The following is a 255-nucleotide window of genomic DNA, read 5'->3' as shown; positions in this document are numbered from 1 at the left end:
AATTGACATCTTAATTGATGCCAGCAAGAAACTCGAGCTACTCGAATTTCTCTATTATGGAGAGTTTGATCCTGGCTCAGGACGAACGCTGGCGGCGTGCCTAATACATGCAAGTCGAGCGGATTGATGGGAGCTTGCTCCCTGATTTCAGCGGCGGACGGGTGAGTAACACGTGGGCAACCTGCCCTGCAGATGGGGATAACTCCGGGAAACCGGGGCTAATACCGAATAATCGGTTCTTCCGCATGGAAGAAC

At 51.8% G+C, this 255-nt stretch carries 1 rRNA gene; it reads left to right on the top strand.

The window, feature by feature from the left end:
* Positions 1-53 precede the first annotated feature (53 nt).
* Positions 54-255 (top strand): 16S ribosomal RNA (locus tag M3191_RS18445); the annotation flags it as partial.

The organism is Sporosarcina luteola (genome assembly GCF_023715535.1).
Classification (GTDB): Bacteria; Bacillota; Bacilli; order Bacillales_A; family Planococcaceae; genus Sporosarcina; species Sporosarcina luteola_B.
This window is presented reverse-complemented; position numbering and strand designations above follow the sequence as displayed.